Origin of the sequence: Arthrobacter sp. fls2-241-R2A-172 (assembly GCF_030208885.1) — a bacterium.
GTDB lineage: Bacteria > Actinomycetota > Actinomycetes > Actinomycetales > Micrococcaceae > Arthrobacter.
The window spans coordinates 260,127-276,221 of the sequence record NZ_JARVTB010000004.1 but is presented as its reverse complement, the minus strand read 5'-3'; the positions used below and the strand labels follow the sequence as shown (position 1 = coordinate 276,221).

Genomic DNA, 16,095 nt, shown 5'->3' with positions numbered 1-16,095 from the left:
AGAACACCAGTGTTGTCCGCCCGGCACAAGAGCCGGCCCTGGAATTTGGTTCGCCAGCCAATTTGCCGGCGACGGCGGCGACCTAGAGTTGGTGACTGTCCCAAACACCACAAAGCCTGTCTGCACCACGGCCAAATTCAGGTACATCAAGCCGGCAGGCCACCCCCACGTTTTGGAGTATTGAGCCACCTAAGGTGGCAACGGAGTCAAAGGAGACCCCCGAAGTGATACCCACCCCTGCGTCCACACAGACCCTTTCCGCCCCCAAAGATTCCCCGAAAGACATAGCCGCGGCGCCGTCGTCGAACGCTGTCGCCCCGGAGGAAAGCGGCTACCGCAAAACCCTCAAGCCCCGGCAAATTCAGATGATCGCCATCGGAGGTGCGATCGGTACCGGGCTCTTCATGGGCGCCGGAGGCCGCCTCAACGGATCCGGACCTGCGTTGGTCCTCGTTTATGCCGTCTGCGGATTCTTCGCGTTCCTGATCCTGCGGGCACTGGGCGAGTTGGTGCTGTACCGCCCCACCTCCGGCTCGTTCGTTTCCTACGCCCGGGAGTTCTACGGGGAGAAAATGGCCTACACCGCGGGCTGGCTCTACTTCCTGAACTGGGCCATGACCTCCATAGTGGACGTCACCGCGGTTGCCCTGTACGTGAAGTTCTGGGGCCAATATTGGGCGCCCATCAATGACATCCCGCAGTGGTTGATCGCGTTGATCGCTCTGGTAGTGGTGCTCTCCTTGAACCTGGTGTCCGTGAAGATCTTCGGCGAGATGGAGTTCTGGTTCGCCATGATCAAGGTGGGCGCCCTGGTGACGTTCCTCGTGGTGGGCATCTGCTTCATTGTTTTCGGCGGCCGGACGGACGTTGGCGTTCCGGGCTTCAACGTCATCGCTGAGAACGGTGGCATGTTCCCCATGGGCTCCGTGGCGCCGCTCCTGGCCATCAGCGGCGTGGTGTTCGCCTACGCCGCCGTGGAGCTGGTGGGCACTGCAGCCGGCGAAACCGCCAACCCCCACAAGGTGATGCCCAAGGCCGTGAACACCGTAGTAATCCGCATCGGGGTGTTCTACGTGGGCTCCGTCCTGCTGCTCTCGCTCCTGCTTCCCTTCACGTCCTACAAGGCCGGCGAGTCCCCCTTTGTCACCTTCTTCTCGCACCTCGGCGATCCGCAGGCCGGAGCCATCTCCGCGTCCGTGATGAACTTCGTGGTCCTCACCGCCGCGCTCTCCAGCCTCAACGCCGGCCTCTATTCCACTGGCCGCATCCTCCGGTCCATGGCTGTGAATGGCTCGGCTCCGCAATTCACCGGACGGATCAGCGCGTCCGGAGTGCCCTACGGTGGCATCCTCCTGACAGCGGTCATCACCTTGGTGGGCGTTGGATTGAACGCCGTTGTCCCCTCGCAGGTCTTTGAGATCGTGCTGGAAATCTCGGCGGTGGGCATCATCGGCGGCTGGGCCACCATCATGCTCTGCCACATCAAGCTCCAGCGGTGGGTCCGCAGCGGCAAGGTGGTCCGCCCGGCCTTCCGGCTGTTCGGAGCACCCTTTACCTCCTACCTCACGCTTGGGTTCCTCGCCTTTGTGGTCGTAACCATGGGCTTCTCGGAAACGGGCCGCTGGGTTCTCGCGTCATTGCTGGTGCTGGTGCCGCTCCTGATCGCGGGCTGGTATGCGTATCGCGGCCGCATCCGCACAGCGCTGACGTCTTAGACCCTTCCCAGTTCGAAAGTGAAACACATGAGCAACCCTTCCCCGTCCCTCAAAATCGGCACGCCAAGCCGGGCTTGGCGGTCCCGAGCCGATGCGTGGGAATTCCTGGGGTACGCGCTCAGGCAGCTTGCCTCAGCCAGGCACCAGGAGCCCGGCCTGTTGTCCCAGATCCACCGAAGCCTTGCCCTCCTGGCGGCGGTGGAACCGTATTGGGCAGAGCCCGGAGTCAACGCCGTGGCGCAGTTGCGCCAATTAATCGACGACGGCGAACCCCAGGCCGCGCTCCAGCTTCTGGGCGGTTTGTCCCACCTCCCGCTCGCCTCTGCCGGGGAAACAGCTGCGGTGCCGCGCGCTGAGCTCCCGGACGAGGAAGTTGTTGACCAGTCCGAGCCGGCGGAGCGGCCACGCTTTGAGGTCCTGGTGGTGGATACCATTGAGCCCGAAGAAGCCGAGGCGCTCAAGAACACCATGGCTGCGCAGCGCCGCCCTTCGGATGCGTTCACGTACACGGTCAACGTGGTTCCCAGCTATGAGGATGCCTTGGTGGCCATCATGCTGAACCCCGATATCCAGTCCGTTGTTCTTCGCCCGGGCTTCTCCCTCCGCAGCTCCCACCTGTTGGGCAGCGACCTCCGGAGGTTCCTGGCCCGGCATACCTCCGCAGACTTGCAGGACTCGCGACCCATCAGACGGATCCTTGCGCTGGCCGATGCAATTTCCGGGCTGCGGCCGGAACTGGACGTCTACTTGGTGGCAGGGGTTTCCATCGAGTCCCTGGCGGGATCCCTCACCAGGAAGTTCCGGCGGATTTTCCGGCGACAGGATCATTTGGACCTGCATCTGTCACTGCTGTCCGGGGTGGCTGAACGCTACGAAACGCCGTTCTTCACCGCTCTGCAGGACTACAGCCGCCGCCCGGCCAGCGTCTTCCACGCCCTGCCGATTTCCCGGGGCGCGTCGGTGGGGACTTCACCGTGGATCCGGGACATGGCCGATTTTTATGGGACAAACCTGCTGCTGGCCGAAACCTCCGCCACCTCGGGCGGTCTGGACTCTTTGCTGGATCCGCATGGGTCCATCAAACGCGCGCAGGAACTCGCGGCCCGGGCCTTCGGGGCGCAACGAACCTACTTTGTCACCAACGGCACGTCCACGGCCAACAAAATTGTGCATCAATCGCTGCTTGCCCCGGGCGATGTTGTGCTGGTGGACCGGAACTGCCACAAATCGCACCACTACGCGTTCGTGCTCGCGGGCGCCCGGGTTTCGTACCTGGACGCCTATCCCTTGGACAAGTACGCCTTTTATGGTGCTGTCCCCCTGGCCAGCCTCAAACGCAGGCTGCTGGAATACCGGCGGGCAGGCAGGCTTCACGAGGTGAAAATGGTGACCCTCACCAACTGCACCTTTGACGGCGTTGTGTACGACGTCGAAAGGGTCATGGAGGAATGCCTGGCCATCAAACCGGATCTCGTCTTCCTGTGGGATGAGGCGTGGTTTGCCTTCGCCCGCTCCCATCCGGTGTACCGCCGTCGAACCGGCATGGCGGCTGCAGCCTCCCTGGAAGCTTCCTTCAGCGATCCTGCCTACGCAGCCCGGTACGCGGAACAGGCAGCCGCCCTTCATGACCCGGTCACCAGCGAACCCATTGATGACGAAACCTGGCTCACCACCAGGCTGATTCCGGATCCTGCCAAGGCACGTTTGCGGGTCTACGCAACGCAGTCGACCCACAAAACGTTGACCTCGCTGCGGCAGGGTTCAATGATCCACGTGTTTGACCAGGACTTTGCCGGCTCCAACCGGGAATCCTTCCGCGAGGCGTACATGACCCACACGTCCACCTCGCCCAACTACCAGATTCTGGCGTCCTTGGACATTGGCAGACGACAGGTGGAACTGGAAGGTTTCGGCCTGGTGCAACGGCAATCCGACCTTGCCATGTCCGTGGCCCAAGCCGTAGCCCGGCACCCCCTGCTGAAGAAGTACTTCCGGGTGCTTTCCTCGCGGGACCTCATCGGTCCGCGCTACAGGGAAACCGGCTCCAGCATGCCGCTGCGGGATGGGCTGGCTGAGTTGGAAGATGCGTGGCTACGTGACGAGTTCGTCATCGACCCCAGCCGCCTCACGCTGGACATCAGCAGGACAGGGATCGACGGCGATACTTTCCGCCACAGCTACCTCATGGATGATCACGGCATCCAAGTGAACAAAACGTCCCGGAACACGGTGCTGTTCATGACCAACATCGGCACGTCCCGCAGCTCCGTAGCGTACCTGATCGAGGTCCTCGTCAAGCTGGCCGAGGGTTTTGAGAATCCACATCCTTCGGCGCGGGCTCGGACGTTACCTGCCTCATCCGATGCCCCGCGTCCCACTCCCCCGCTCCCGGACTTCAGCACTTTCGCCGCGCGCTTCCGTACTGATGATTCCTGCGAGGACGGTGATATCCGGGCCGCCTACTTTGAGAGTTACAAGCCCGATTCCACGGTGTACCTGTCCGCAGCCCAAGTGGCTGCGGCGGTGGCCGAAGGACAGGAAGTGATCTCGGCAGGGTTCGTTACGCCGTATCCGCCCGGGTTCCCCATCCTTGTCCCTGGGCAGGTGATCACGCGGGAGACCCTCGAATTCATGGCTGCTTTGGATACCCGGGAAATCCACGGATTCGATCACGAACGGGGGTACCGGGTATTCGTGGAGCCTGCTTCGTTTTCAGCTGCCGGGCTGTTGGCGGTGGCGTCCTAGGCTTTCGCGTTCCAACCGAAAGCAGGGGCGACGTGCTTGGCGACGTTGCCCAGCAGCTTGGCGTTGTAGTCGACGCCTAGCTGGTTGGGCACTGTAAGCAGGACCGTGTCGGCTGCTTGCACGGCTGCGTCCTTCGCCAGTTCGTCCGCTAATTGATCCGGCTCGCCGATGTAGCTTTTCCCGAAACGGGACAACGCGCCGTCGAGAATTCCTACCTGGTCCTGGCTGTCCGCTTGGGCACGCAGACCGAAATAGTGGTTGTCTTGGCTGTCGACGATCGGAATCACGCTTCGGCTGACGGAGATCCTTGGCTCGAAGTCGTGCCCGGCGGCGGCCCAAGCTTCGCGGAACATCCGGATCTGCTCTGCCTGCAGTTCGTCGAAGGGAACACCGGTGTCCTCGGTAAGAAGGGTTGAGCTCATCAGGTTCATCCCCTGCTCAGCAGCCCACACGGCCGTTTTGCGGGTTCCGGCGCCCCACCAGATCCGCTGAGGGAGGCCGGGTGACTGGGGTTGGATGGGCAGCAGACCTGTGGCCCCACCGGCGTAGTGCGGGTCCGCTTCGGCCACCCCGTGCCCGGCGATGGCTTTGCGGAACAATGCGGTGTGGCGGCGGGCCATGTCGCCGCCGTCCTCACCGTCCTCGGGGACGTAGCCGAAGTTCGCTGCTCCGTTCCGTGCGGGTTCGGGTGAACCACGGCTCACTCCGAGCTGCAACCGCCCATCACTGATGAGGTCTGTGGCGGCTGCTTCCTCGGCCATGTAGAGCGGGTTTTCGTAGCGCATGTCGATGACGCCGGTGCCCATCTCGATCCGGCTGGTCCGCGCCGCAATAGCACTCAGCAGTGGAAAGGGCGATGCTTGCTGCCGGGCGAAGTGGTGCACCCGGAAGAAGGCTCCGTCGATGCCCAGTTCCTCAGCGGCCACAGCGAGTTCAATGCCCTGTTTCAGGGCCTCCCCAGCCGTTGGCACGAGGGAACCCGGGACGCGGGCCCAGTGACCGAAGGAGAGGAAACCGATCCGTTTGTTGTGCATGTTCGGGACAACTCTTCACGGTGCCGGGAAATTCCACCGGCACCGTGCCCGCTCAGGGTCCATAGTCCGTCACTTCCCGTTACCTGTGCAAATAGATCCGCAGGATTAGGTAGAGTAGGCGTCGGGGATGCTTTATCTATTCGATGGAGTTTTTATGGATTTCGATGCTCATGCTGCTGATCGCCTGATCGGTGCATGTCGAGACGCCGCGCGTACGTTGCAGGATCAACGAGGCGGACGGGAATCGGCCTCGACTGCTGCTCTCACGGAATTTCGGGGCGTGTTCGCAGACTGCTTCCGGGAAAACGTTGCCTCTGAAAGGGCGGCCCGGTCCGAGCTGGTCCATATGTTGGAAGATGTTGCCCGTCAGGTCCAGGACGCGAAGAACGCGGCCGAGGTTGAGCAGCGTCGCTTGGATGACGTGACCGAGTGGGCGCTGGCCTCCGGCTGGGCCCGTGCTGGCGGCGGTTTCGGGGTGGATGTAGGGCCCCGCCCGTCGACGGCGGAGACTGACCGTCCGGTGGTGAGCGTGGAGACGGCCCGGCAAGGGTTGCGTGTCTGGGCGAGCGGAAGCACTGCTGGGGCGAGTTCCGCTGATCCGGACACCTTGGACTCGGCAGCGTCGACCTTCAGGATCCACGACGACTCAGACCGAGCTTCGGCTGACAAAGTCAGTGCAGCTGTGTCCGATTTCGAGGAGAAGTGCTCCTGGGTGCACTCTGACCTCCACGCTGTCCGTGGCGGGCTACGACGGTTCCTCGAAGACAACCATCAGGACGCGAGCCGGCTTTCCGACATCGCGTCGACGTTCCGCGCTGCCGGCGCCAGCGGGGACGTTGGCCAGATAACGGTATCGAACGGCCTTCTTGTGCTTGCCACGGCACCGATGTCGTTGTCGGGCGCGGCGCTGCTGAGCTACTTGTCCAGTGCCACCGAGGCGGACGTGAAGGCGTTGGCCACAATGCCTGGATGGAAGCAGGCCCTGCAAGGCATCGAGCCATCGAAAATCGGGACTTGGTGGGCGGGCATGAACCCTCCGGCCGGCACCGCCACGGCCGTGGCTGGGTTCTCGCGGGTGCAAGAGCTGCTGCTGACTGCGGCTCCGGCCGTGTTCGGCGCTTTGGACGGAATGCCCGCACTGGCCAGGGTCCGGGCCAATCAGTTGAATGTGCCAAGCCTGCTCCGCGCGGCGGAGAACGACCTGGAATCAGCACGGAAGTTGTCCGAGTTGGGGCAAAGCCACCACGACCCTAACCGAACAAAAATGCTCGAAAATGAGGTGGCGTACCTGAATCTGGTGAAAGCCGGGGACGTACAGCTTTACCTCTATGACCGGGACCGGTCCAGGATTGTGGAAATGATCGGCACTCCGGGCTCCGACACACGGCATGTGATCACCTACGTTCCGGGCACCTTCACCGGGATGGACATCTTTTACACAGGCGGGGTACAGCAGGTCTCGAGCTACCTCCGTAGCGAAGTGCCGGGTACACTGGCTTTCGTTTATAAGGATGGGCGGTTCCCTGGGGAGGAGAACACCGCCGGCGGTCCCAACCTGGCGAGAATCGGTGAGGCGAACGATGAAAAACTCGCACGCACGTCCGGGCAGCAACTGGCATCCTTCGAAGCCGGGATGCGCACTGATCCCTACCTAAAGGGTGCCGAACAAACCGGCATCGGGCACAGCTGGGGCCTGGCAAACGTCACCAGCTCCGAAGTCGCCGGGGCCCGATACGACAAGGTGGTCTCCCTCGCTGGGGCAGGCATGCTCCCGGACTGGAAACCACAGCCAACCACGGAGTATTCGAACCTGTACTACTATGATCTGCTCATCCATGGCCAGGGAGTTACCAACCCCGTCACGAAAAAAGGGGTGGTATGGGAGGGAAACAATCCGATTCATCGCGAAGAGTTTGAACAGCACTACTACCGCGGCCCCCACGACGACCAACTTAGGGCGATCAACACCGTCGAAGAAGGGAACATCCTCATGGAAAACCACAACCTCATTGCCTCCAACAGCGAGGACAACATAAAAGTGCTTGAAACCCTACTTGGAATCGTGGCTCGGTGACGGCTCGGTACGGTGCCACGGTGGTGGTGCTGGCATTGCTGATGGGACTTGCCGGCTGTGCCGGAAATCCAAACTCGAGTTCGACCGAGGCAACTGTGCCAATTGCTACGCAAACACAAGAGGAACCGATGACCACTGAACTCACTTGGCAGGAAGCGAAGGCTCACACTCAAGCTATTCAACTTGAGATCGCCGCACTGATCCCAAAAGATGTTGTTGTCTCGATTGATCAAAAGAAAACGGGCGTGCTTCTATCTTGCAACAAAACTCAACATAACTGGAATGCCTCAACGACAGTCACGGTTCTTGAAGGAACCAAAATAGAGCCTATCGTTAAATCACTCGAAGCTCACTACCGGACAATAGGAACAAAAGTATCCATCGATACTGATGTTAATGGAAGGTATCGTATCCAAATCGACCCGCCCACTCCGGGGGAAAGTTACATCGTCTCTGAAGGATTCTCCCCAAATGAGATCCGCATTGCATCAGGTTCGCCTTGCTTCACATTGCCCGAGGGTACCTACCCGGGTGGGGATTTTTAGATCCTCATGAACAACCAGAACTTCATCGCAACCGACCGCGAGAACTACAAGCAGGCACTCAGAGTCATGCTTGGAATTGTGACTCGATGATGGTGCGACAAGGAGCCATGGCGTTGTTGCTGTTGGCGGGTTCGATCGGGCTCGCAGGTTGCGCCGGAAACCCAAGCGTGAGTTCGACCGAGTCAACCGTGCCAACTGCCGCTGATACACAGGAGGAACCGTTGATAACTGAACTGACCTGGCAGGAAGCCAAAGCCCACACCCAAACTATGGAGCTGGAGATCGCGGCCTTAATTCCAAACAACAACCTTGTCTCGATCGATCAGAAGAAGGCGGGCATGCTTCTGTCCTGCAACAGCACCCACCACAAATGGAAAGGTTCGACTACCATCACTGTCGTTGAAGGAACCAACATCGAGCCGATCGTGAAGGACATCGAAGCCAACTGCCGGGCGAAAGGAACGAAAGTATCCGCCGACAGGAATGTCGACGGAGACTATCGAATCCAAATCGATCTGGGAGCTGGGGAGAATTACATCGTGGCAGAAGGCTTGGCCCCTAATGAAATCCGTATCGCCTCAGGATCTGCGTGCTTCACTTTGCCCGAGGGCATCTACCCGGGTGGGGATTTCTAGATACCATGAACAATTACAACCTCATCGCCTCAAATAACGAGGACAACGAGCAAGTACTCAAAGACATGCGCGGAAATTTGGCTCGATGAGGGCGCGACAAGGAGCCATGGCGTTGTTGCTATTGACGGGTTCGATCGGGCTCGCCGGCTGCGCCGGGCTACCCAACGCGGGTTCGACAGAGTTACCTGTGCCAACTGCCACTGATACACAAGAGGAACCGATGACCACGGTACTCACTTGGCAGGAAGCTAAAGCAAACACAGAAAAGGAAGCGCTGGAGATAGCGGCTTTGATCCCAAAGGACAAGATTACTTCCATAGTCCAGAAAGAGACGGGCGTTTTCCTATCCTGCAGCAAGACAGAACACAACTGGAACGGTTCGACTTCGATCACGCTGGCTGAGGGAAGCGAAGCTGAATCTGTCGTGAAAGAACTTGAGACGGCTGCACGGGCACACTTCACGGATCATCGTTTTGAGGTCTCAAGCGACCGGACCATACAAGGCACCTTTCGTGTTGAGATAAGCGATCCGGCCACCTCGGAAATGTATCTCATCAGAGAGGACGATCCCGGCGTCATTCGCATTGCATCAGGTTCGCATTGCTTCACATTGCCCGAGGGTACCTACCCGGGTGGGGATTTCTAGATGCTTTTGAGCAACCGTGATCTCGTAGCCTCTAACAGTGAAGACAACGACCATGCGCTCAACGACGTGCCGGGAGTTGTGGCTAGGTGAGGGCGCGACACAGCGCTATGGCGTCGTTGCTGCTGGTGGGTGCGATGGTTCTGGCCGGCTGTTCTGGAAGCCCCGGAGGGACACACATCGAACCACCAGTACCCACCGCAACAAAGACGCCGGGTGAACCGATGAAAGCTGACCTGACGTGGCAGGAAGCCAAAGCCCAGACCCAAGCGATGGAACTGGAAATCGCCGCCCTGATCCCAAAAGACGCTGTTATCTCGATCGATCAGAAGAAGAAGGGCATGCTTCTGTCCTGCAACAGCACCCACCACAAGTGGAAAGGTTCGACTACCATCACTGTCGTTGAAGGAACCAACATCGAGCCGATCGTGAAGGACATCGAAGCCCACTACCGGGGGCAAGGGCTCAAGGTGTCAGCCAATATGGATGTAGACAAAAAGCTTCTTATCCAGATTGATCCACCTGCTCCCGGGGAAAACTACCTCGTCGGTGGCGGCGTCAAACCTAATGAAATTTGGATCGATTCGGGCTCGCCGTGCTTCACCTTGCCCGAGGGCATCTACCCGGGTGGGGACTTCTAAACCAGAGCTGATGAGGATGGTTCGGCGTTTTCACGTCGCCTCTACAATCGTCAAACAGCCCGGCGATAATGCATGGACACCGCCCCGTTACTTAGCGGCTCGGCGTATATCAGCTCAAGATGCCGGGTGCTGGGCAGCCCGCCTTGGTATAGGGTGGGGCCGTGACCGGTGATCATGGGGTGGATGAGAAATTTGTACTCGTCGATCAAGCCCAGCCGGTCCAGCTCTGTTGCTAGTTTCCCGCTGCCAACAAGTACCCCCTTCGGAGTCCTGTCCTTGAGTTCCTGAACGGCCGTACCCAGTTCGCCGACCAGCCGATGACTGTTGGTCCAGGGGAAGTCGCTCCGCGTTGTGGAAACGACGTACTTAGGTTTATCCTCCAAGGTAATCGCCCACTCACGAAGGGCTGGCGGCGCTTCGACCTCGCCCCGGGCGACCAAGGGCCAGTACTCCTCCATCATTTCGTAGGTGGTGCGTCCCCAGAGCATCGCACCGCTCTGATCCAGGAGGCGTGTGAAGTGGGCGTGGGTCTCATCATCTGCGATCCCCTCCCGGTGGTCGACGCAGCCATCCAGAGTGACGTTGATGCTGAACGTGAGAAGGCCCATTCGCCGATTCTAGGCCGTTGCCGGCGTTAGCGCAGCGGGATTGCCGCAGTAGTGTGCTTATTCTTGCATTGCAAAGACCGATACCCTCCAGGGGTATAGTGTTGCGAATGGACGCAAAGGAGGAGTGCGCGTGAGCGGGTCATCGTCGCGGGTTTCATCGCCCCTTCTCAGACGAGGATCGCTCTTGATGCTCGTGGCTGCCATCATTGCGGGCTTGTTCGGAATGCATGTGATGAGCGGATCCCATGGGGAACATTCCGTCACGCCAACAGCCACTGACGCGATCACCCTTCACGGGCAGGGCACTTCACATCATGTGCACGACACTTCGCAACCCCTCCCTGCCGGTCATCCTGCGGAAGCGGAACAGTGTACGTCCGGAAGCTGTTCCTGCGCCGAGGCGGTAGGTGCTACCTGCACACCGTCGCTAAAAACCGGTTCCTTGGTTGCGCCGCTCCCAGCCAGCGCGGCTACCTACACTCTCACTGCCACCGGGTACCAAGATCCATTGCCATCCTGGTCCTACCGACCAGACCAGCCCACGCCCGGGCAACTCAGCATCAGCAGGACGTAAGCACTGGGAGGGGCCGCCAACATGCGGGCCCTTCGCCACACCCCGGACCCCTATGGCTCCGGGCGCCCAACTGCTTACCCTTGGCGGCAGACGATGGTGCCGCCTGAATTGGCAAAGGACCAATCACTGATGAACAAAACACGCTACATTGTCACGGGAACCGCTTTGGCAACCCTGCTCGCACTGGCCGGCTGCGGATCCAATTCCGGCTCGGGCTCGATGCCGGGCATGGATCACGGCACCTCCAGTGCATCGGCAAACCCGTCGGCGGGCAGCACGGATCCGGTCCACAACGCGGCGGATACGATGTTCGCGCAGATGATGATTCCCCACCATGCCCAAGCCGTGGAAATGTCCGACGCGATGCTGGCCAAGCAGGACATCCCGGCGGCCGTAACGGAGCTGGCAGCCAGGATCAGGGCCGCACAGGCCCCCGAGATCGAAAAAATGACCGGCTGGCTTACAAGCTGGAATGAATCGGCCACCATGGCTGCCGGCGATCACAGCTCCCACAGCATGGACGGCATGATGAGCGACGCCGACCTGCAAAAACTCGAAGCGGCACAGGGCACAGAAGCTGCCACACTCTTCCTGACGCAGATGATCGCGCATCACGAAGGTGCCGTGACCATGGCCAAAACCGAAACGAGCCAGGGTCAGAATCCTGAGGCCGTCCAGCTCAGCAAGGATATTGTGGCCTCGCAGGAAGAGGAGATCCAGGAAATGAAGGATCTCTTGGCTGGACTCTAGCCTCACGCCAACGTAACGCAAGGGCCCGACGGCGGTAGGTCGCCGTCGGGCCCTTGCGTTTAGGTCGGGCGCGCCGGCCAAAGGAGCCTAGCGGGAACTGCCCGCCAGCAAGCCACGGCGCTGCAGGAGGCGCTTCTCGATCGGTCCGAACACCAGGAGCTCAATCAGGATGCCTACGAACAGAATGAGCAGGATCGCGGACATCACGATGGTCATGTCAGACAACAGTCGGCCCTGATCGAGCAATGAGCCCAGCCCGAAGCCAATGGTTCCGCCCACTGCGATGATCTCGGCGGCCATGAGGGAGCGCCAGGAGAAAGCCCAGCCCTGCTTCAGTCCGCCGATATAGCCGGGAAGGGCCGCGGGCAGCACAATCTGAAGGGCCATTTGGAGTCGGTTGGCACCAAGGACTGTACCTACGCTGCGGTACTGGGGCGGGATCTGGTCCACACCGGAGATGAGGCCGTTGATGATGGACGGGATGGCACCCATGAACACCACGAAGTAGACGGTGGCATCGGTCAGGCCGAACCAGATGATGGCAGCAGGAACCCATGCCACGGACGGGAGCACCTGCAGCCCGGAAATCAGCGGTCCAAACGCCCGGCGCAAAGGAGCGACCTGGGCGAGCAAAAGACCAATGGGGGTCGCGATCACCACGGAGATCAGGAAGCCGATCAGGCCACGCTGCAGCGAAGTCCACACCGCTTCCTGGACTTTGCCTTCTCCCCACATCGTCACGAACTGGGTGAGCACGTCAAGGGGCCCGGGCACGAGGTCGCGCCGCTTGAACTCCAAGGAAACGTAGAGCTGCCACGCAAGGATCAGGACCACCAACGCGGCAACAGGCAGCAGCACTCGATTCCACTCGATGCCCCGCTTTCGGCCATTGTCCGACTGCAGGTTGTCCAGCCCGGCTTCAAGGTCGCGGAGCTCGGAGGCGCTGCCCTTCAGCGACGGGGAAGTGATGTGCTCTTTGGATTCGGTCACGGGAAGGGTCCGCTCTTCGGTGGTGATGGGGTTACTTGGCATGGCGGCGGATCTCCTCGCGAAGTCGGCGGGTGATGACACCAGTGAGCTCCCCAGCGCGACCGGCATCGGTACGGTGTTCCTCGGTGACGTCCCATTCGGCCACCACACGGCCGGGGCGGGAGGACAAAAGCAGCACGCGCTGGCCCAGTCGCACGGCTTCGCGGACGTTGTGCGTCACGAACACGATGGTCCGGCCGGTTTCCTTCCAGATCCGCTCGAGCTCATCATGCAGGAGGTCGCGGGTGATGGCATCGAGGGCAGCAAACGGCTCGTCCATCAGCAGCAACTGCCGGTCCTGGGCCAGGGAACGGGCCAAAGCCACGCGCTGCCTCATGCCACCGGAAAGTTCGTGCGGGCGCTTGTCGCCGGCGCCGCCCAGGTGCACCAGATCGAGCAGCTCCGTGGCGCGGGCACGCCGGCTCGCCTTGGTGCTGGACTTGTCGGCCAGTTGCAGCGCGAGTTCGATGTTGCCGCGGGCGGTCAACCACGGAAAGAGGGACGCGTCCTGGAACATGAAGGCGGCGCCGTCGCTGGGGACTTCAAGGGCGCCCGACGTCGGTTTTTCCAGTCCCGCCATGATGTTCAGCAGGGTGGACTTGCCGCAGCCGGACGCACCGAGGAGGGCCACGAACTCGCCTTGGGCGATGGTGGCGTTGACGTCGTCCAGCACCGGGGCGCCGTCGCCGAAGCGCTTGCCCAGGTTCTCGAGTACGACTGGCATGGTCCCGTCCTTCATGTTGATTGGTAGAGCTGATGTGGCTGAAGGCCGGCCCGCTTCCCGCCCAAGGGGAGGAAAGCGGACCAGCCTGTTAATGCTTAGTCCTGGCCGAGACCTGCAGCCGAGGTCTTCTTGCCTTCAACCTCGTTCAAGGTGCGGAGGTCGAAGATGCCGTTGATGTCGGCCTGCTTGGTGGTTCCGGCCTTCACGCCGTCATCCAGGAGCTTTTTGTACGTTCCGGCCAGCGGGTCGGTGGTGAACTTGATGTTCTGCAGCGCCCGCTCAATCACGTTGGCCGGAAGCGGTTTGCCGGCCGTGTCCTTCAGGACAGCGTTGATGGTGGTTGCCTTGTCTGCCGCTGAGGCGGAGTTGAGCCAGTTCACGGATTCCACGTGGCCCTTGAGCAGTGCCTTCACAGTTTCAGGGTGTTCTGCAGCGAACTTCTTGTTCACGATCAGGATGGTCGTGGTGAAGTCGCCCTTCTCCCACAGGTCCTTTTCGTCAACGAGGACCTTCGCTCCGGCTTCGAGGACCAAGCGGGACGCCCACGGCTCAGGCAACCACGCGCCGTCGAGCTTTCCGTCCTGGAAGAGCTTCAGCGACTGGGCGTTTTCGGTGGGGTTGATGTTCACATCACCGCTGCCGTCAACGTTGGTCTTGAAACCCTGCGCGCCCAGCCAGGCGCGGAGTGCTACGTCCTGCGTGCCGCCGAGCTGCGGCGAGCTAAGGATTTTGCCCTTGAGGTCGGCAGCGGAGTTGATCTCCGGCTTGACCACCAGCTGGGCACCACCGGAAGCCGCACCGGCGATGATGCTGATGGACTCGCCGTTGCTCTTGACGAAGGAGTTGATGGCCGGGTTCGGGCCGATGTACGTGGCGTCGATGGCGCCGGCGTTCAGGGCTTCGATAGCGGCGGGACCGGCGTTGAAGACCTGGGTGCTGAGCTTGGTTTCACCAAGTTCCTTGGCGATGATGCCCTTGCTGATTCCGACCAGGGCCGGACCGTGGGTGACGTTGCTGAAGTAGCCGAGCTTGAGTTCGGCGGCGGGCGTCGTGGCGGGGGCTGGGGCGGCTTGGTTGTTGTTCTGCGAAACAGCGGAAGCAACGGCGGCGCCTGCTCCGATGAGCAGCACCAGGCCGACGGCCAGTGCGATCTCAACGGTGCGGCGGCGCTTGGGCTTGGCGGTCTCACCCGCGACGATGCGGGTGGTACCGGTGTTGGGTGACTCGGGGTTGTTCGACATGAGGGGTCCTTCGGAGATGTGGGATGCGAGTGGGGCGAAGATCAGGCCCCGTGACATCGCCCGTCGAGGGCAAGCAAGGACCATTCCGGAGAGGTCATGCCTTCACAGTAGGGACTGTCATATTTCGGCTTCAATCCCGTAGAAATCAAGGTTCACGCAGGTTCACGTGGCGTCATATTGGCCACGAGGCCTTCAATGTCACGCGGAGTTGTGCGGCAGCAGCCACCTATGAGACGGGCTCCCCTGTCGTGCCAATCTGCAGAGGCGCCGGCCAGGGTTCCGCTCCCCTGAACACCCACAGCCGGACCCCATGTTTTGGTCACGGCGTCGTAGGCCTCCCCCGAATTCGGGTAGGCCACCAGGGGTTTGTCGCTCACAGCCTGGAGGGACTCCAGTGCTGGTGTCACCAACTCCAACGGCACGCAATTAACCCCGACGGCGGCCACGCGCGGTTCCGCGCCAAGCAGCGCAGCCACGCTCTCCAGTGGCGTCCCATCACTGATGTGGCCGCTGTCCCGCAGCGTGAACGTAAACCAGGATTCGACGTCGAACTCCGCCACGAGCGCCAACAGCGCCTCAGCTTCGGCAAACGACGGCAGTGTTTCGCAGGCCAGGAAATCCGCACCGGCCTCTACCAGCGCGGCGATGCGGGGGCGGTGGAAGTCCCGGAATTCCGCGGCAGAAAGCGTGTAATCGCCGCGGTACTCCGAGCCATCGGCAAGGTACGCGCCGTAGGGGCCAACAGATCCGGCCACCAGCAGCGGACGGGATCCGGGGTTGGCTGCTAGGTATTCCTGACGGGCTTCGTCGGCCAGCCGGACACTCAACGCCACCAGCTCCAACGATTCCTCCACGGACAGCCCACGCCGCGCAAAGCCCTGCGGAGTGGCCTGGTAGCTGGCTGTAATGGCCACGGACGCACCGGCGTCGAAATAGTCGCGGTGGACCTGTTTGATCAGGTGCGGCTGTTCCAGCAGGACCTTGGCGGACCACAAGGCGTCTTCCAGGTCGCAGCCGTGGGCTTCCAATTCCGTGGCTAAGGCGCCGTCCAGGACCAGGTCCTTGCCGGCGGCTAAATACGTGCTGAGCGTGGTGTTCTGTGGCATGGGTCCTTCCCCAAAAAAGAAAACCGCAGCT

General features: G+C 61.1%; 14 protein-coding genes. 8 read left to right on the top strand and 6 right to left on the bottom strand.

Annotated features, from left to right (window positions below; all coding sequences use genetic code 11):
• The first annotated feature begins 224 nt into the window (after window positions 1–224).
• Together QRM57_RS09425 and QRM57_RS09420 are read left to right on the top strand one after the other, a co-directional pair.
• Window positions 225–1,715, top strand: coding sequence for an amino acid permease (locus QRM57_RS09425; RefSeq protein ID WP_284986405.1), 1,491 nt, complete (start codon window positions 225–227; stop codon window positions 1,713–1,715).
• 27 nt (window positions 1,716–1,742) lie between these two features.
• Complete coding sequence (locus tag QRM57_RS09420; RefSeq protein ID WP_284986404.1) at window positions 1,743–4,460, top strand: aminotransferase class I/II-fold pyridoxal phosphate-dependent enzyme; 2,718 nt, start codon at window positions 1,743–1,745, stop codon at window positions 4,458–4,460.
• Here the strand turns inward: QRM57_RS09420 and QRM57_RS09415 are convergent.
• Complete coding sequence (locus QRM57_RS09415) at window positions 4,457–5,494, bottom strand: LLM class flavin-dependent oxidoreductase (protein ID WP_284986403.1); 1,038 nt, start codon at window positions 5,492–5,494, stop codon at window positions 4,457–4,459. The genes QRM57_RS09420 and QRM57_RS09415 overlap by 4 nt on opposite strands.
• Before the next feature lie 154 nt (window positions 5,495–5,648).
• On the opposite strand from QRM57_RS09415, the gene QRM57_RS09410 reads away from it, so the two are divergent.
• The 5 genes from QRM57_RS09410 (at window position 5,649) to QRM57_RS09390 (ending at window position 10,032) form a co-directional block, all read left to right on the top strand.
• A complete protein-coding gene (locus QRM57_RS09410) occupies window positions 5,649–7,568 on the top strand; it encodes a hypothetical protein (RefSeq protein ID WP_284986402.1) in 1,920 nt (639 codons plus the stop codon).
• 20 nt (window positions 7,569–7,588) lie between these two features.
• A complete protein-coding gene (locus QRM57_RS09405) occupies window positions 7,589–8,113 on the top strand; it encodes a hypothetical protein (RefSeq protein ID WP_284986401.1) in 525 nt (174 codons plus the stop codon).
• 107 nt (window positions 8,114–8,220) lie between these two features.
• On the top strand, window positions 8,221–8,748 hold the full coding sequence (locus tag QRM57_RS09400) for a hypothetical protein (protein WP_284986400.1): 528 nt from the start codon (window positions 8,221–8,223) through the stop codon (window positions 8,746–8,748).
• Window positions 8,749–8,854: 106 nt separating this feature from the next.
• Window positions 8,855–9,394: a hypothetical protein gene (locus tag QRM57_RS09395; RefSeq protein WP_284986399.1), complete on the top strand. Its 540-nt coding sequence runs from the start codon at window positions 8,855–8,857 to the stop codon at window positions 9,392–9,394.
• A 107-nt stretch (window positions 9,395–9,501) separates the two neighbouring features.
• A complete protein-coding gene (locus QRM57_RS09390; protein WP_284986398.1) occupies window positions 9,502–10,032 on the top strand; it encodes a hypothetical protein in 531 nt (176 codons plus the stop codon).
• Between the two features lie 50 nt (window positions 10,033–10,082).
• On the opposite strand, the gene QRM57_RS09385 is transcribed toward QRM57_RS09390, so the two are convergent.
• Complete coding sequence (locus QRM57_RS09385) at window positions 10,083–10,640, bottom strand: dihydrofolate reductase family protein (protein WP_284986397.1); 558 nt, start codon at window positions 10,638–10,640, stop codon at window positions 10,083–10,085.
• A 703-nt stretch (window positions 10,641–11,343) separates the two neighbouring features.
• Between QRM57_RS09385 and QRM57_RS09380 the strand changes: the two genes are divergently transcribed.
• Window positions 11,344–11,964 carry a DUF305 domain-containing protein gene (locus QRM57_RS09380; RefSeq protein WP_175493316.1) on the top strand — a complete coding sequence of 207 codons (621 nt, stop codon included), beginning with the start codon at window positions 11,344–11,346 and terminating at the stop codon, window positions 11,962–11,964.
• 87 nt (window positions 11,965–12,051) lie between these two features.
• On the opposite strand, the gene QRM57_RS09375 is transcribed toward QRM57_RS09380, so the two are convergent.
• From QRM57_RS09375 to mmuM, 4 genes are all read right to left on the bottom strand, one after another.
• On the bottom strand, window positions 12,052–12,996 hold the full coding sequence (locus QRM57_RS09375; RefSeq protein WP_284986396.1) for an ABC transporter permease: 945 nt from the start codon (window positions 12,994–12,996) through the stop codon (window positions 12,052–12,054).
• Window positions 12,986–13,717, bottom strand: coding sequence for an ABC transporter ATP-binding protein (locus QRM57_RS09370; protein WP_257370651.1), 732 nt, complete (start codon window positions 13,715–13,717; stop codon window positions 12,986–12,988). The genes QRM57_RS09375 and QRM57_RS09370 overlap by 11 nt, the downstream gene beginning before the upstream one ends.
• Window positions 13,718–13,812: 95 nt before the next feature.
• Window positions 13,813–14,958, bottom strand: a complete 1,146-nt coding sequence (locus QRM57_RS09365) for an ABC transporter substrate-binding protein (protein WP_257370652.1) — start codon at window positions 14,956–14,958, stop codon at window positions 13,813–13,815.
• 152 nt (window positions 14,959–15,110) lie between these two features.
• A complete protein-coding gene (mmuM, locus tag QRM57_RS09360) occupies window positions 15,111–16,064 on the bottom strand; it encodes a homocysteine S-methyltransferase (RefSeq protein WP_284986395.1) in 954 nt (317 codons plus the stop codon).
• Window positions 16,065–16,095: the final 31 nt, after the last annotated feature.

What these genes read in the sequence shown, in the direction of transcription:
- QRM57_RS09420 (WP_284986404.1), top strand. Translation starts at nt 1,743, where the DNA reads ATGAGCAACCCTTCCCCGTCCCTCAAAATCGGCACGCCAAGCCGGGCT.
- QRM57_RS09415 (WP_284986403.1), bottom strand. Translation starts at nt 5,494, where the DNA reads ATGCACAACAAACGGATCGGTTTCCTCTCCTTCGGTCACTGGGCCCGC.
- QRM57_RS09410 (WP_284986402.1), top strand. Translation starts at nt 5,649, where the DNA reads ATGGATTTCGATGCTCATGCTGCTGATCGCCTGATCGGTGCATGTCGA.
- QRM57_RS09400 (WP_284986400.1), top strand. Translation starts at nt 8,221, where the DNA reads ATGGCGTTGTTGCTGTTGGCGGGTTCGATCGGGCTCGCAGGTTGCGCC.
- QRM57_RS09395 (WP_284986399.1), top strand. Translation starts at nt 8,855, where the DNA reads ATGGCGTTGTTGCTATTGACGGGTTCGATCGGGCTCGCCGGCTGCGCC.
- QRM57_RS09390 (WP_284986398.1), top strand. Translation starts at nt 9,502, where the DNA reads ATGGCGTCGTTGCTGCTGGTGGGTGCGATGGTTCTGGCCGGCTGTTCT.
- QRM57_RS09385 (WP_284986397.1), bottom strand. Translation starts at nt 10,640, where the DNA reads ATGGGCCTTCTCACGTTCAGCATCAACGTCACTCTGGATGGCTGCGTC.
- QRM57_RS09380 (WP_175493316.1), top strand. Translation starts at nt 11,344, where the DNA reads ATGAACAAAACACGCTACATTGTCACGGGAACCGCTTTGGCAACCCTG.
- QRM57_RS09375 (WP_284986396.1), bottom strand. Translation starts at nt 12,996, where the DNA reads ATGCCAAGTAACCCCATCACCACCGAAGAGCGGACCCTTCCCGTGACC.
- QRM57_RS09370 (WP_257370651.1), bottom strand. Translation starts at nt 13,717, where the DNA reads ATGCCAGTCGTACTCGAGAACCTGGGCAAGCGCTTCGGCGACGGCGCC.
- QRM57_RS09365 (WP_257370652.1), bottom strand. Translation starts at nt 14,958, where the DNA reads ATGTCGAACAACCCCGAGTCACCCAACACCGGTACCACCCGCATCGTC.
- mmuM (WP_284986395.1), bottom strand. Translation starts at nt 16,064, where the DNA reads ATGCCACAGAACACCACGCTCAGCACGTATTTAGCCGCCGGCAAGGAC.